The 13,140-nt window shown below is 71.6% G+C and carries 12 protein-coding genes; 9 read left to right on the plus strand and 3 right to left on the minus strand.

Translation table 11 applies throughout. The features are described from left to right. Complete coding sequence (locus tag JOF43_RS20780) at nt 1–510, minus strand: tripartite tricarboxylate transporter TctB family protein (RefSeq protein WP_209905042.1); 510 nt, start codon at nt 508–510, stop codon at nt 1–3. Between the two features lie 52 nt (nt 511–562). Beyond that, nucleotides 563–1,597, minus strand: coding sequence for a tripartite tricarboxylate transporter substrate binding protein (locus JOF43_RS20785; protein ID WP_209905043.1), 1,035 nt, complete (start codon nt 1,595–1,597; stop codon nt 563–565). 155 nt (nt 1,598–1,752) lie between these two features. On the opposite strand from JOF43_RS20785, the gene JOF43_RS20790 reads away from it, so the two are divergent. The 9 genes from JOF43_RS20790 to JOF43_RS20830 all read left to right on the plus strand — a co-directional run bounded on the left by JOF43_RS20790 (nt 1,753) and on the right by JOF43_RS20830 (nt 12,046). Continuing rightward, nucleotides 1,753–2,637, plus strand: a complete 885-nt coding sequence (locus JOF43_RS20790; protein WP_209905044.1) for a LysR substrate-binding domain-containing protein — start codon at nt 1,753–1,755, stop codon at nt 2,635–2,637. 138 nt (nt 2,638–2,775) lie between these two features. After that, nucleotides 2,776–3,750 carry a 5-dehydro-4-deoxyglucarate dehydratase gene (gene kdgD / locus JOF43_RS20795; RefSeq protein WP_209905045.1) on the plus strand — a complete coding sequence of 325 codons (975 nt, stop codon included), beginning with the start codon at nt 2,776–2,778 and terminating at the stop codon, nt 3,748–3,750. Nucleotides 3,751–3,789: 39 nt separating this feature from the next. Continuing rightward, entirely contained in the window at nt 3,790–5,397 is a 1,608-nt protein-coding gene (locus tag JOF43_RS20800; protein ID WP_209905046.1) for an aldehyde dehydrogenase (NADP(+)), read from the plus strand. A 53-nt stretch (nt 5,398–5,450) separates the two neighbouring features. Beyond that, complete coding sequence (locus JOF43_RS20805; protein WP_209905427.1) at nt 5,451–6,719, plus strand: enolase C-terminal domain-like protein; 1,269 nt, start codon at nt 5,451–5,453, stop codon at nt 6,717–6,719. A gap of 7 nt (nt 6,720–6,726) precedes the next feature. Continuing rightward, a complete protein-coding gene (locus JOF43_RS20810; RefSeq protein WP_209905047.1) occupies nt 6,727–7,665 on the plus strand; it encodes an AEC family transporter in 939 nt (312 codons plus the stop codon). A gap of 78 nt (nt 7,666–7,743) precedes the next feature. After that, nucleotides 7,744–9,669, plus strand: coding sequence for a translation elongation factor 4 (lepA, locus tag JOF43_RS20815; protein WP_245354640.1), 1,926 nt, complete (start codon nt 7,744–7,746; stop codon nt 9,667–9,669). Further along, complete coding sequence (locus tag JOF43_RS20820) at nt 9,666–10,460, plus strand: MOSC domain-containing protein (protein ID WP_342592248.1); 795 nt, start codon at nt 9,666–9,668, stop codon at nt 10,458–10,460. The genes lepA and JOF43_RS20820 overlap by 4 nt, the downstream gene beginning before the upstream one ends. 8 nt (nt 10,461–10,468) lie before the next feature. Then, nucleotides 10,469–11,626, plus strand: a complete 1,158-nt coding sequence (gene hemW / locus JOF43_RS20825; RefSeq protein ID WP_209905428.1) for a radical SAM family heme chaperone HemW — start codon at nt 10,469–10,471, stop codon at nt 11,624–11,626. A gap of 48 nt (nt 11,627–11,674) precedes the next feature. Then, complete coding sequence (locus tag JOF43_RS20830) at nt 11,675–12,046, plus strand: iron chaperone (protein ID WP_209905049.1); 372 nt, start codon at nt 11,675–11,677, stop codon at nt 12,044–12,046. An 80-nt stretch (nt 12,047–12,126) separates the two neighbouring features. Here JOF43_RS20830 and JOF43_RS20835 read toward each other — a convergent pair whose 3' ends face one another. Then, a complete protein-coding gene (locus JOF43_RS20835) occupies nt 12,127–12,936 on the minus strand; it encodes a DUF4870 domain-containing protein (RefSeq protein ID WP_209905050.1) in 810 nt (269 codons plus the stop codon). Nucleotides 12,937–13,140: the final 204 nt, after the last annotated feature.

Below are 13,140 nucleotides of genomic sequence, written 5' to 3' on the forward strand. Positions count from 1 at the left end.
TCAGAACAGGTGGGGGATGGAGGTGCCCAGCGCCGCGATGAAGATCAGGTAGAAGACGAGGGGGATCAGGACGGCGCCGAGGATCGAGGACCGCCAGGACTCCCCGCCGAGGACCTTCAGCCAGAGGAAGCACAGCAGCGCGGCGGGGATCTCGAAGCCGATCACCGGCATCAGCGCCACCATCCCCAGCAGGGACACGAAGCCGACGACGGGGATCAGCGAGGCTCGTGTGAAGCGCTCACCGCCGCTCCCGCGGCGGCCGACCAGGAGCTGGGCGAGAGCCAGCACGGCGATCACGACGCTGATCACGAACGGCCAGGTGCCGGGTTCGGGCCGGGCGGGCGATCCCAGTCCCAGCGAGAACGCACCCACGATCCCGAAGGCCGCGAGGGCGAGCGCTGTCAGCGAGGCAACGAGGTTGGCGCCCGGCCCTGCCGGCAGCGCGGCCGGCTCCTCGTGGTCGACGCTCTCGGTCGGCGGGTCGGGGGCCCGGTCGGTGGTCGAGGTCATGGTGCGGCTCTTCTCCGTGCGCCTGGGGTGGGTGGGTGGACGGGCAGCGCTCTCATTCGGCGGCGAGCGAGATGCCGTGCTCCTCGGTCAGCTCGCGGTACCGCGCGGCCAGATCGTTCCAGGTGGCCACGACCTCTTCACCGGGGATCCCTGTAGGGGTGAACATGTTCTTCTCGTTGAACTCCCGGTAGGTGTCCATCCCGATCGTCGCGTCGATGCCCGCGATGAGCGCCGACTTGACCTCCTCGTCGAGTCCCTTGGGGGCCGCGATCGCCCGGAACTGGGAGACCGGGACCTCGTAGCCCGACTCGATCGCGGTGGGAGCGTCGGGCAGGTAGGTGTTGCGCTCCTGCGAGAAGACGACGATCGGGACGACGGTGCCGCCGTCGATCTGCGGCTTCGCCTCACCCAGCTGGATGGTGGCGACCTGGACCTGGTTGCCCATCACGGCGGTCAGCGCCGGCGAGCCGGAGTCGAAGGGGACTTCGCTGCCGGTGATGCCGGCCTGCGCGAACAGGATCGCCTGGGACAGCTGCGAGCCGGTGCCGACGCCGGTCGTGCCCATGGTGAGCTCGCCCTCGGCGGCTTTGAGGTCCTCCAGGCTCGTGAAGCCCGAGTCGGCGCTGGCGACCAGGACGTAGTCGTCCTGCGAGAGGCCCTTGAGCACGTCCAGCTCCTCCAGTGCCGGGACCTGGTCCTCCCCGAGCGCGAGCGGGGTGATGGTGATCAGGGAAGCGTTGAGCAGGATCAGGTTCTGGCCGTCCGGTGCCATGCCGATGACCTCCTGCGTCGCGAGCGCGCCGTTGGCGCCCGGGCTGTTGACCACGGGCACGGAGACGCCGAGCTCGGTGGCGAGACCCTCCGCGGTGGTGCGCGCGATACGGTCGGTCGACCCGCCCGCGGCCTGGCCCACGTGCAGGGTGACGGGGCCGGCGGGGAAGCTGCCGCCCCCGGCGCCGCTCTCGGCGCCGCCGTCGCTGGTCCCGGACTCGGCCCCGAGGTTCCCGCCGCAGGCCGCGAGGGCGAACGCGGTCGCGGTGGCGGCGGACAGCCCCAGGACTAAGCGGCGGTTCGGTGTGGGAATCACGGGAGAGCTCCTTGCTCGTGAACGACGATGTTCGGCGCGGCGGTGATCGGGCGGCGAGCGGCCGGATCACGGATGCTGCGATGCGACGACCGTAGGGACGCCCTACGATGCCTGTCCAAGCCCGTTACGGCATCGACTGATACCCGGAGTGCATCGTGTTCACGTTGGACCAGGCCCGACACTTCATCGCCGTCGCCGAGGAGCTGCACTTCGGCCGCGCCGCCGAGCGGCTCGCGATGACCCAGCCACCGCTGAGCCGCCAGATCCAGAAACTCGAGCGCAGCGTCGGCGTCGCGCTGCTCGAGCGCGACAGCCGGAAGGTGTCGCTGACCGCGGCAGGTCACGCGTTCCTCGCCGAGGCCCGCCGACTGGTCGTCGCCGCGGATCGCGCCCCCGCCGCGGCCCGTCGCATCGCCGACGGCCGCGCCGGGGAGATCCGGATCGGGTTCACCGCCGCCACCGGCTTCAGCCTGCTGGGGCCCCTGCTCGCCGAGATCACCCGGGCGCTCCCGGACATCGATCTCACGCTGGAGGAGCAGGTGACCGGTGAGCAGGTGCAGGCCCTCCGGCGCGGGGACCTGGACCTGGGGCTCGCGCGACCGCCGTTCGACTCCGACCTGTTCGAGTCCTGGCTGCTGTTCTCCGAGCACCTGCTGCTGGCCGTGCCGGCGGGGCACGCCCTGACCCGCCTGGGCCGGCCGCTGCGCGCGGCGGACCTCGGCGACGTGCCGCTGATCATGCACCACCCCACACGGGCCCGGTACTTCTACGACCTGGTCGTCCGTCAGCTGCCGGTCGAGCACGACAACGTCGTGCACACGGTGAGCCAGATCCTGACGATGATCTCCCTGGTCGCCGCCGGCCGCGGAGCCGCCTTCGTCCCGGAGTCCGCCCGCGTCCTGGGGATCGAGGGGGTCGCCTACCTCCGCCTCGCAGATCTCGCGCCGGACGCGGTCGAGCTGCACGCGATCTGGAGCCGCGAGGCCCACAATCCCGCGCTGTTCCGAGTGCTCGACACGCTCCGCAGGAACGCGGCCTGAGCCGGCCGGCAGCCTTTCGATACCTTTAGAGCATCAATGGATGCCGAATCGGGCTTGGACAGGCATCATCCCGGGTTCCTACGGTCGGAGCACGATCCCGTCCCGCGCCGCCGGCGCCTCGCCCGAAGGATGATGCACGTGGCCCGCTACACGCCTCTGGAACTCGCCGCCACCCTCAAGGAGGGGCTGCTGTCGTTCCCGGTCACCCCGTTCGACGCCGAGCTCGCCGTCGACGAGACCGCGTACCGCACCCATCTCGCGTGGCAGGCGAGCTTCCCCGTCGCCGGTCTGTTCGCCGCAGGAGGCACCGGGGAGGGCTTCAGCCTCTCCCCGGCCGAAGCCGCCCGGGTCACCCGCGCCGCCGTCGAGGAGGTGGGCGATCGCGTGCCGGTGCTGGCCTCGGCCGCCGGCTCGACCGTCCAGGCGGTCCAGAACGCCCGGGACGCCGAGGCCGCCGGTGCCGAAGGGCTGCTGCTGCTGCCGCCCTATCTCACCGAGTGCGACCAGGAGGGGCTGGCCTCGCATGTGGCCGCCGTCTGCGACGCCACCCGCCTCGGCGTCATCGTCTACAACCGCGGCAACGCCGTCTACTCGGCCGAGACCGTGGAGCGTCTGGCGCAGCGGCACCCGAACTTCATCGGCTTCAAGGACGCGATCGGCGACATCGAGCAGCTCACCCGGGTCCACACCCGCAACGGCGACCGGCTGTTCTACCTGGGCGGCCTGCCCACCGCCGAGGTCTACGCCCTGCCCCTGCTGCAGCTCGGCATGAGCACCTACTCCTCGGCCATGTACAACTTCGTGCCCGAGTTCGCGCTGTCCTTCTACGGTGCCGTCCGCCGCCAGGACCGGGCCGCGGTCACGGAGAAGCTCGAACGGTTCGTACTGCCCTACCTCGAGATCCGCAACCGGGTGAAGGGGTACGGCGTCTCGATCATCAAGGGCGGCCTCAAAGCGGTCGGGCGCGACGTCGGCCCGGTCCGCACCCCGCTGCAGGACCTCACCGAGCGTGACGTCGCCGACCTCTCCGCCCTGATCGACGCCGCCGGCGTCCGCCCCGGCAGCCCGGCCGCCGCGGACCGGGCATCCGCGTCCGCGGCGCAGCCCGCCTGAGACCCTCCACCCCGCCCGTCCCGTTCCGAAGGAGAAGCGATGACCCTCACGCAGACCGACCTGACCGGCCGTTCGATCCTCGCCGGTGAGTCCGTCGCCGGCACCGGCGCCACGGTCCACGGCGCCGATCCCGCGACCGGGGAGGCCCTGGAGCCCGGCTACACCCTGATCGACGAGGACCAGCTCGCCGCCGCCACCGCAGCGGCCGAGGAGGCCTTCGCGAGCTTCAGCCGGCTGGACCCCACCGCCCACGCCGACTTCCTGGAACGGATCGCGGACAACATCGAGGCCGTCGGCGAGGAGCTGGTCGCCCGCGCGATGGCCGAGACCGGGCTCTCCGAGGCACGGCTGACCGGCGAGCGCGGCCGCACCACCGGCCAGCTGCGCCTGTTCGCGCGCGTCGTGCGCCAGGGCGACCACCGCGGCGTGCGGATCGATCCGGCCCTGCCCGAGCGCACCCCCGCGCCACGGACCGACATCCGCCAGCGGAAGATCCCCCTGGGACCGGTCGCGGTCTTCGGCGCATCGAACTTCCCGCTCGCCTTCTCGACCGCCGGCGGCGACACGGCCGCAGCCCTCGCCGCCGGGTGCCCGGTCGTCTTCAAGGCGCACAACGCCCATCCCGGCACCAGCGAGATCGTCGGCCGCGCCCTCGCCGACGCCGTCGCCGAGGCGGGGCTGCATCCCGGCGTCTTCTCCCTGGTCTACGGGCAGGGATCGCGCATCGGGCAGGCGCTGGCGGCCGACCCCGTGATCCAGGCGGTCGGCTTCACCGGGTCGCGGGGCGCCGGCCTGGCCCTGGTCGCGACGGCCGCGGCCCGTCCCGTCCCGATCCCGGTCTACGCCGAGATGAGCTCGATCAACCCCGTGTTCCTGTTCGACGGCGCCCTGCAGGGGGACGTCGACGCGCTGGCCACGGCCTTCGTCGGCTCGGTCACCGGCTCCAGCGGGCAGCTGTGCACCGCTCCCGGCCTCGTGTTCGTCCCGGCCGGTCCCGCGGGCGACGCCTTCACGGCCTCCGTCGAGCGGGCGCTCGCGACGACCGCGGGCCAGACGATGCTCACCGCCGCGATCGCGGACTCGTGGGTGGCCGGCGTCGACACTCTCGCCGCGCAGGAAGGGGTCTACCTGGTCGGCCGCGGCCGGGAGGGCGATACCGAGAACGCCCCGGCACCGGCCGTCCTCGGCACCGACGTGGCCACCTTCCTCGACAACGAGGTGCTGCACGAGGAGATCTTCGGCGCCGCCTCGCTGCTGATCCGCTACTCCTCGCCCGAGGAGCTGGTGCATGCCGCCGGTCAGCTCGAGGGGCAGCTCACCGCCACGCTGCATCTGAGCGAGGACGACCACGCCACCGTGGAGACGCTGCTGCCCGTGCTCGAACGCACGGCCGGCCGGATCCTCGCCGGCGGGTGGCCGACCGGCGTCGAGGTCGGCCACGCGATGGTCCACGGAGGGCCCTTCCCTGCCACCTCGGACGGCCGCACCACCTCGGTCGGAACACTGGCGATCGAGCGCTTCCTGCGCCCCGTCGCCTACCAGGACCTTCCCGACGACCTGCTGCCGGAGCCGCTGCGACGGGCCAACCCGTGGCACCTGAACCGTCGCCTCGACGGCCGCCTCGAGCTCGCCGGGGAGCAGGCGTGAGCGGCCCCACCGTCGTGGACCTCGAGGTGGTCCCGGTCGCCGGGCACGACTCGATGCTGCTGAACCTCTCCGGCGCGCACGGCCCGTACTTCACCCGCACCATCGTCATCGCGACCGACTCCGAGGGCCGCGAAGGTCTCGGCGAGGTCCCCGGCGGCGAGCCGATCCGGGCCACTCTCTCGGAGGCCGCCGAGCTCGTCGTCGGTCGGCCGGTGGCGCAGCTGCGGTCGCTGCTGCGCGAGGTCGGGTCCCGGTTCGCGGACCGCGACAGCGGCGGGCGCGGTGCCCAGACCTTCGACCTGCGCACCGCGATCCACGCCGTGACCGGCATCGAGTCGGCGCTGCTCGACCTGCACGGTCAGTTCCTGGGCGTGCCCGTCGCGGAGCTGCTGGGCAGCGGCCGGCAGCGTGACGCGGTCCCGGTCCTGGGATACCTCTTCTACATCGGCGATCCCGACGGCACCGATCTGCCCTACCTGCGGGAGGTGGACGGCGCCGACGCCTGGACGCGGCGGCGCCGCGAGCAGGCGATGACGCCCGAGGCGATCGTCTCCCTCGCCGAGGCCGCCCGGGAGCGCTACGGGTTCCGCGACTTCAAGCTCAAGGGCGGCGTCCTGGCGGGCCAGGAGGAGGCCGACGCCGTCACCGCGTTGAAGGAGCGCTTCCCCGAGGCCCGCATCACGCTCGACCCCAATGGCGGCTGGCTGCTGGAGGAGGCGATCGGGCTCGGACGCCGACTCCGGGACGTGCTCGCCTATGCCGAGGACCCGGTCGGCGCCGAGGGCAGGTTCTCCGGCCGCGAGACGATGGCCGAGTTCCGCCGCGCCACCGGTCTGCCGACGGCGACGAACATGGTCGCCACCGACTGGCGCGAGCTGGCGCACACGGTGCGGACCGACGCGGTCGACATCCCCCTGGCCGACCCTCACTTCTGGACCATGGCGGGCTCGGTGCGGGTGGCACAGATGTGCCACGAGTTCGGCCTGACCTGGGGATCGCACTCGAACAACCACCTCGACATCTCGCTGGCGATGTTCACCCAGGTCGGCGCCGCAGCCCCCGGGCGGATCACGGCGCTGGACACCCACTGGATCTGGCAGGACGGCCAGGGGCTGACGAAGCGACCGCCGGCGATCAGCGGCGGCGAGATCGCCGTGCCGCAGCGGCCGGGCCTCGGCGTCGAGCTGGACCGCGACCACCTGGCCGCGGCGCACGCGCTGCATCGCGAGCACGGTCTCGGCGCGCGCGACGACGCCGCGGCGATGCAGTACCTGGTGCCGGGATGGGTGTTCGACCCGAAGCGCCCCTGCCTGGTGCGGTAACGGCCGCGTGAGCGGAGTCCTGCTCGGCTTCGGCATCGTCCTGGTGCTGGCCGGGATCGGCGCGGGCGCGGCTGCGCTGCTGCCGGGACGGGCTCCGGAGATGGAGCGCGGGCTGCAGCCCGCCATCTACTACGTGACCAATCCGGCCCTGATGCTGGTGCTGATCTCGGATGCCGACCTGGTCGCCATCGCCGGTGTCTTCACCCCGATCGCCCTGCTCACCGCGGCGGTGACCGGCGGGTCCTATGCACTGGTCAGTCGTCTCGTGCTGCGGCGTCCGGCGGCGCCGACGGCCGGCGGCGCCATGGCGTCCTCCTACGTCAACGCGGGCAACATCGGGGTGCCGATCGCGATCTACGCGGTGGGCAGCACCGACCCGGTCGTCGCCGTGCTGCTGGCCCAGCTGCTGGTGATCGCGCCGGTCTACCTCACCCTGTTCGCCTGGTGCGGCCCCGACTCCGGCCCGACAGCGGGAGCACCGACCTGGGGGACCGTCCTGCGGTCGCTCGCCAATCCGGTCACCATCGCCACCGCAGCCGGCGCGCTGCTGTCGCTGTCCGGGCTCTCGCTGCCGGCGGTGTTGTGGACCCCGGTCGAGATGCTGGGCCACGCCTCGGTCCCCCTGCTGCTGCTGGTGTTCGGGATGAGCCTGGTGGGGCAGAAGCCGCTGGGCGACCGGGAGATGCGGGTCGACGTCCTGCTCGCCACGGCGGTGAAGCTGACCGTGATGCCCGTGGCCGCCTGGGCACTCGCCCGCTTCCTGTTCGGGGTGGACGGCACGGAGCTGTTCGGGGTGGTCGTGATGGCGGCCCTGCCGTCCGCCCAGAACGTCTTCCTGTTCGCCACCCGGTTCCATCTGCGACCCTCGCTGGCGCGGGACGTGGTGTTCCTCAGCTCCCTGCTGAGCATGCCCGCCGTCCTGGCCGTCGCCCTGGCGCTGGGGTGAGGCACCCGAGCGTGTGACGTCGGCCCGTCGACCGGGGCCGAATGGGTCCGGGAGCTGCCCCCGTGAGAAGATGGATCGATGCCCCGTGCTCGTGCGCGGCGGCCCACATCGACGAGAGGACGAAAGCCGGTGAGCCCGAGGATCGCGGCCGACGAGGCCCGGGACATCCTTCCCGCGTCGACACCCCAGGAACGCCTGCGCAACTTCTGCATCATCGCGCACATCGACCACGGCAAGTCCACGCTGGCCGACCGCATGCTGCAGATCACCGGGGTCGTCGAGGCGCGCGCCATGCGCGCCCAGTACCTGGACCGCATGGACATCGAGCGCGAGCGCGGCATCACCGTCAAGAGCCAGGCCGTGCGCATGCCCTGGCAGGTCGAGGGCACGAACTACGCCCTGAACATGATCGACACCCCCGGGCACGTCGACTTCACCTACGAGGTATCCCGCTCCCTCGCCGCCTGCGAGGGGGCGATCCTGCTGGTCGACGCCGCCCAGGGCATCGAGGCGCAGACGCTGGCGAACCTCTACCTCGCCATGGAGCACGACCTCACGATCATCCCCGTGCTCAACAAGATCGACCTCCCCGGGGCGGAGCCCGAACGGTACGCGGCCGAGATCGGGCAGCTGGTGGGCGTGGATCCCGACGATGTGCTGCGCGTCTCCGGCAAGACCGGTCTCGGCGTCGAGTCATTGCTGGACCACGTCGTCAACACGCTCCCGGAGCCCGTGGGTGAACCGGACGCCCCCTGCCGCGCGATGATCTTCGACTCCGTGTACGACACCTATCGCGGAGTGGTCACCTACATCCGCGTCGTCGACGGGTACCTGAAGTCGCGCGACCGCATCGACATGATGTCCACGGGCGCCCACCACGAGCTGCTCGAGATCGGGGTCAGCTCCCCGGAGCCGCACCGCACCCCGGGCATCGGCCCCGGCGAGGTCGGCTACCTGATCACCGGCGTGAAGGACGTGCGCCAGTCCAAGGTCGGCGACACGATCACCACCTCGGTGCGCGGCGCCGACGAGCCGCTGCCGGGCTACTCCGAGCCCAAGCCGATGGTGTACTCCGGCCTGTTCCCGATCGACGGCTCGGACTACCCGATCCTGCGCGACGCCCTCGACAAGCTCAAGCTCAACGACGCCGCCCTGAACTACGAGCCGGAGACCTCCACCGCGCTCGGCTTCGGCTTCCGCGTCGGCTTCCTGGGCCTGCTGCACCTGGAGATCATCCGCGAGCGCCTCGAGCGCGAGTTCGACCTCTCCCTGATCTCCACCGCCCCCAGCGTGGTCTACCAGGTGACGATGGAGGACGGCACCGAGGTCGAGGTCATGAACCCCTCCGACTTCCCCGAGGGGAAGGTCGACTCGATCACGGAACCGATCACCAAGGCCACCATCCTGGTGCCCAGCGAGTTCATCGGCGCCGTCATGGAGCTGTGCCAGTCCAAGCGCGGCAATCTCGGCGGCATGGACTACCTCAGCGAGGATCGCGTCGAGCTGCGCTACACCCTGCCGCTGGCGGAGATCGTCTTCGACTTCTTCGACCAGCTGAAGTCCCGCACCCGCGGCTACGCCTCCCTCGACTACGACGTCTCCGGCTCTCAGACCGCCGACCTCGTGAAGGTCGACATGCTCCTGCAGGGCGAGCCGGTCGACGCCTTCAGCGCGATCGTCCACCGCGACAAGGCCTACGGCTACGGAGTCGAGATGGCCGGGAAGCTGAAGAAGCTGATCCCGCGCCAGCAGTTCGAGGTGCCGATCCAGGCCGCGATCGGGGCCCGCATCATCGCCCGCGAGAACATCCGCGCCATGCGCAAGGACGTGCTGTCGAAGTGCTACGGCGGCGACATCTCCCGCAAGCGCAAGCTGCTGGAGAAGCAGAAGGAGGGCAAGAAGCGCATGAAGAACATCGGCTCCGTCGAGGTGCCGCAGGAGGCCTTCATCGCCGCGCTCTCCTCCGACGAGGGCGACATGCCCAAGGACAGCAAGAAGAAGTGACAGCCCCTGTCGCCGCCCCCGGACCGCTGGCCGAGTCCGCTCCGCGACCGCTCGGGGACCTCGCTGTGCGCATCGCGGACGGCCCGGGCCGGGTCGCGGCGGTCTGCAGCGTCGCCCAGCTGTTCCCGGTGCCGGACCGCGGCCTGATGAGCGGGATCGACAAGCGCCCCGTCGACGGGCCGCTCCGCCTGCTCACCCACGGAGTGCTCGGCGACGTCCAGGGCGATCGTGAGCACCACGGCGGGATCTTCAAGGCCGTCTACGCTTTCTCCGGCGAGGTCCGCGAGGCTTTCGCCGCCGCGCTGGAGCAGGAGCTGCCCGAGGGGTTCTTCGGCGAGAACCTGGTCACCGCCGGGCAGGACACCGACGAGACCGTGATCGGGGAGCGCTGGCGGCTCGGCACCGCCGAGCTCGAGGCCACCTGCCCCCGCAACCCCTGCGGCACCTTCGCCGCCTGGATGGGGGACCGGCGCTGGGGCCGCAGCTTCACCGGCGCCGGCCGCTGCGGCGCCTACTTCCGGGTGCTGGTCGAGGGCGAGGTGAGCGCCGGTGACGAGATCGAGGTGCTCGAGCGCCCCGCCCACGGCGTCACCATCGGCGACGCCTTCCGCGGGCTCGACGCGGCTCAGGCCCGGGCACTGCTGGACTGGGCCGAGACGGGCGGCACCGTGCTGTACGACTCGCTGGTGGGCAGCGCGCGGACCGTGCTGCGACGCGCCGGTGAGGAGGCGGAGTTCCCGGAGCGCCTGCGCTCCACCGGCCGCGGCCTCGGATTGGGGATGGGGCTGTGAATATCGCGATGGCCTCCGGCCGGAATCTCTCCGTCTACATCCACGTCCCCTTCTGCGCCGTGCGCTGCGGGTACTGCGACTTCAACACCTACACCGCGACCGAGCTCGGCGGCGGCGGCTCACAGGCCGAGTATCCCCGCAACGCCATGGCGGAGATGGACCTGACGCTCGCGGACGACCGCGCCGCCGGGTACGACTACGACCGGGTCTCGACCGTCTTCTTCGGCGGCGGCACCCCGACCCTGCTGCCCGCCGACGACCTCGTCGCGATGCTCTCGCACCTGCGCACGCTGATCCCGCTGGCCGAGGACGCGGAGGTCACCACCGAGGCGAATCCCGACTCCGTCAGCCGCGCGTCCCTGTCCCGCCTCGCCGACGGCGGCATCACCCGCGTCTCCTTCGGCATGCAGTCCGCCGTGCGCTCGGTGCTGGCCACCCTGGACCGCACCCACGACCCCGAACGGGTCCCGCAGGCCGTGGCCTGGGCCCGCGAGGCGGGCCTCGACGTGAGCCTGGACCTGATCTACGGCACGCCGGGGGAGACCCTCGCCGACGTGGAGACCTCCGTGAAGTCGGCCCTGGCCTGCGGCGTCGACCACATGTCGGCCTACTCCCTGATCATCGAGGGCAATACCGCGATGGCCCGTCAGCTGCGTCGCGGCGAGCTCGAGGCCCCCGACCCCGACGACATGGCCGACAAGTACGAGCTGATCGAGGACCTCGCCACCGCCGACGGCCTGTCCTGGTACGAGGTCTCCAACTGGGCACGCACCCCGCAGCAGCGCTCCCGGCACAACCTCGCCTACTGGCGGGGCGGGGACTGGTGGGGGATCGGACCAGGCGCCCACCGCCACCGCGACGGCCTGCGCTCCTGGAACGTGAAGCACCCCAGCAGGTACGCGAGGACCCTGGCCGAGGGCACGCTCCCCGTCGCCGATTCCGAGCAGGTCCCCGCCGAGGATCGCCGGGTCGAGCGGATCATGCTCGAGCTGCGGATCGCCGACGGGCTCCCCGTCGAGACCGTCCCCGAGCAGACCCGCGGGATGCTCGAGGTCCACCGCGAACGCGGGCACCTCGATCCCGCGGCTCTCGCCGCCGGGCGGGCGGTGCTGACGCGCCGCGGCCGGCTGCTGGCCGACGCGGTGATCCGTGACCTCGTGCCCTGACCCCCGCGAGCGCTCGACAGCGGGTTCCGTGCTGGTCAGAATGGAGCCATGACGAAGCCCATCACGATCGACCAGTACGTCGCCGGTCTCGACGAGCCCGCCGCGACGCTGCTGGGCGAGCTGCGCGACCTCAGCCGCGAGGCCGCCCCGACGGCCACCGAGGCGATCAAATGGGGCTGCCCGGCACATCTGCACGCCCGGGGCACGATCCTGTTCGTCTACAGCGCCCACAAGCACCACGCGAACTTCACCGTCACGCCGAGCACGAAGGAGGCCTTCGAGGACGAGCTGACGGATCTCGAGACCGGCAAGGGCAGCGTCAAGCTGCCCTACGGCGATCCCCTCCCTCGCGCGCTGCTGCGGCGCCTCATCGCCCACCGGATCGAGGAGTTCGAGCAGCGGGGCGTGACCTGGATGTGAGGACCGACGGCAGCGGAGCGCCCCCGGAGATCACGCGGATCTCCGGGGGCGCTCCGTTCACGGCCTGCAGGCCGCTGAGGTCACTTCACCAGGCGCAGGTTCGCCGGATAGTTCCACCATTCGCCCTGGTAGGCCTTGACGGCGCCGATGATGGCGAAGATCGCCTGCACCAGCGTCGGCAGGAACATGAGTCCGAACAGGAAGGCCCCGATGCCGAAGGTGACGATGGTGATGACCGTGAACACCGCGCCCATCGCGAGCGAGATGATCAGCGCGGCCAGGGTGCCGTTGAGCGCCTCCGCCGCGTTGTAGCGCACGAAGCGGTGACGGCCCTTGAACAGCACGAACAGCACGATCTGAGCGATGAGCCCGCCCACGAACGGGATGATGAACTGCAGCAGCGCGGCCAGGTGCACCACGAGCGCCCAGGTCTTCGCGTCGGAGTCCTTCATCCCCTGGCCGGACAGCGAGCCCTCGTAGATGCCCTTGAAGCCGGCCGGGGGAGTGTTGAGGTCGACAGGGCCGGGGGCGGCGTACGCGTCCTGGCTGCCGCCGTAGGGGCCCTGGTGTCCGGGCTGGCCGGGATAGCCCGAGGCGCTCTGCTGGCCGGGGGCGGCGCCGTAGGGGTCCGGGCCGGCCGACGGGGATCCGTCGGTGTGGCCCCCGGCCTCGGGAGCGCTGCCGTCCTGCGGGGCGGGCGGATCGTAGGCGTAGGGGTCGTGGGGGTGCAGCGCCGGGTCAGAGGTCGGGCTGGCCTGGTCCTGCTCGGCCTCGCCCTGCTGACCGGAGACGTCCTGGGGTGCGGCGGTCCAGCCCGGGGACTGCTGCTCGGGCGCGGAGTCGCCGGGCTCGGAGCCGTACGGATCGTGCGGATGCGGAGTCTGGCTCATGGTTCCTTCTTCGAGAGGGCCGACCGGAGGGCCGGCGTCTGGCTGATGGCTCCAGCCTAGCCAGCTCGATCCCCGGCGTCGCCGTGGCGGACCGCCATGTCGGGCGGGGGATTTCCCCCAGACGCTCGGAACGCGGTGATGCGCTACGACGCCTTGACGCTGCTCTGAACAGCATCTATGGTCACCGTCTGAACAATTCCGGCG

Origin of the sequence: Brachybacterium sacelli, from assembly GCF_017876545.1 — a bacterium.
Taxonomy (GTDB): Bacteria; Actinomycetota; Actinomycetes; order Actinomycetales; family Dermabacteraceae; genus Brachybacterium; species Brachybacterium sacelli.